This window comes from Streptomyces niveiscabiei (assembly GCF_001419795.1).
GTDB classification, from domain to species: Bacteria; Actinomycetota; Actinomycetes; order Streptomycetales; family Streptomycetaceae; genus Streptomyces; species Streptomyces niveiscabiei.
This window is the reverse complement of the sequence record NZ_LIRL01000227.1, coordinates 1-1,695: the sequence shown is the minus strand read 5'-3', so window position 1 is coordinate 1,695 and position 1,695 is coordinate 1. Positions and strand designations below refer to the sequence as shown.

Here is a 1,695-nt window from a genome sequence, read left to right as displayed (position 1 = left end):
TCCCAGTGCTCGACGATCTTCCCGCGCGCGACCCGGAAGATCCCGGCGACCGCGAACGCCCCGGCGTCGACGTGCAGCAGCACGAGATCCTGCTCGGCGACGGCCCGGACGACCTCGACGCGCATCCCGGGCTGCGCGGCGCGGATCCCGGCGACGGCGGCCTTCAGCGCGGCGGGCCCGTCCCCGGCGCCGGGCACGTGGTCGACGTACCCGGGGGCTACCAGCTCGTCGACGACGCCGAGATCCCCCTTGTTGAACAGGGAGTCGTAGAACCGGACGACGAGGTCCTTGTTGCTCTCCACGGTGCTACCCCCCTACTTGAGAGCCACGGAGACGGCGCCCGCGACCGTGGTCGTGGGCCGCCCGATGATCCGCGCCAGGTCCCCGCCGTCGACGACGAACTCGTCCCGCGAGATCGCCGCGTCCCGCTCGGCGAGCATCGTCGCGAAGACCTCCGGCACACCGAACTTCGTGAGCAGACCGGCGTATTCGTCCTGCGGAAGGTCCCGGTAGACGACCTCGCGCCCGCTCTGCCGGGACACCTCGGCGGCCATCTCGGCCATGGTGAAGGGGTGATCGCCGGCCAGCTCCCAGGTCGTACCCAGGTAGTCCCCCGAGGTGAGGACGGCAGCGGCGGCCTCGGCGTAGTCCGCGCGCGACGCCGCCGACAGCCGCCCCTCCCCGGACGCCCCGAGGATCACCCCGTTCGCCAGCACCCGCCCGAGATCGCCGGTCGTGTTCTCCAGGTACCAGTTGTTGCGCAGGATGGTGAAGGGCACCCCGGAGGCGCGGATCGCCTCCTCGGTCGCCGCGTGCTCGGCGTTCATGGCGATCGGCACGGAATCGGCGTACGCGGCGCTCGTGTACACGAGATGCGGCACCCCGGCGGCGGCCTCGACGACGTTCCGGTGCTGCTCGATCCGCGCGCCCGCCGCGCTGCTGGAGATCATCAGCAGCCGCTCGGCCCCGTCGAAGGCGCGGGCGAGGGTCTCGGGCCGGCCGTAGTCGGCCTCCCGCACCTCGACGCCGAGCGCGGCGAGATCGGCGGCCTTGTGCGGATCGCGCACGGCGGCGACGATCCCACCGGGGGCGACGCCCCGTGCGAGCAGGGCGTGGACGACGAGGCGGCCGAGGTTTCCGGTGGCCGCGGTGACGGTGATGGACATGAGGAGGTCCTAGCTGTATCGCGTCGAAGAGGGGGAAGGGGTGGCGCGCCGCCTATGTCCAGAAGGCTAGGGTCGGCAGGGTCGCGGGACGAGGTACGCAAGTGACAGCCAGAGATCCGGAGCGGACAGATGGACCAGACGCGGATCCACGACCTCCAGTGCATGGCCCCCGAAGGCCCCGTGCCCGGGTTCGAGATCGGTCCGCTGGAGGAGTTGCGGGGGCGCGTCCCCGAAGGCGTGCTGGAGCGGTTCAACCGGGTCGACTTCCACACCGTCACGCTGATCACCGAGGGCCGGGGCGAGCACACGGTCGACTTCGTCTCGTACGACTGCGCCCCCGGCACCCTCCTCTGGGTCCGCCCCGGCCAGGTCCAGCGCTTCGGCCCGCGCGGCAAGCTGAAGGGCACGCACCTGCGCTTCGCGCCCGCCTTCCCACCCCCGTTCCCCGGCTCGGAAAGCCTCCTGGCACCCTGGCGCCGCCAGGTCGCCCACACCACCGACGACGTCTCCCTCACCCCCCTGACCAGGG

General features: G+C 72.2%; 3 protein-coding genes. 1 reads left to right on the top strand and 2 read right to left on the bottom strand.

What is annotated here, in order from left to right; translation table 11 throughout:
* A partial coding sequence (locus AOK24_RS12545) for a nuclear transport factor 2 family protein (protein WP_167376830.1) occupies positions 1-302 on the bottom strand: 302 nt, incomplete at its 3' end.
* A gap of 12 nt (positions 303-314) precedes the next feature.
* Complete coding sequence (locus AOK24_RS12540) at positions 315-1,166, bottom strand: SDR family oxidoreductase (protein WP_055720142.1); 852 nt, start codon at positions 1,164-1,166, stop codon at positions 315-317.
* Between the two features lie 129 nt (positions 1,167-1,295).
* Between AOK24_RS12540 and AOK24_RS12535 the strand changes: the two genes are divergently transcribed.
* Positions 1,296-1,695 (top strand): AraC family ligand binding domain-containing protein (locus tag AOK24_RS12535; RefSeq protein ID WP_206191187.1); only part of this gene is annotated, 400 nt, incomplete at its 3' end.

What these genes read in the sequence shown, in the direction of transcription:
- AOK24_RS12540 (WP_055720142.1), bottom strand. Translation starts at nt 1,166, where the DNA reads ATGTCCATCACCGTCACCGCGGCCACCGGAAACCTCGGCCGCCTCGTC.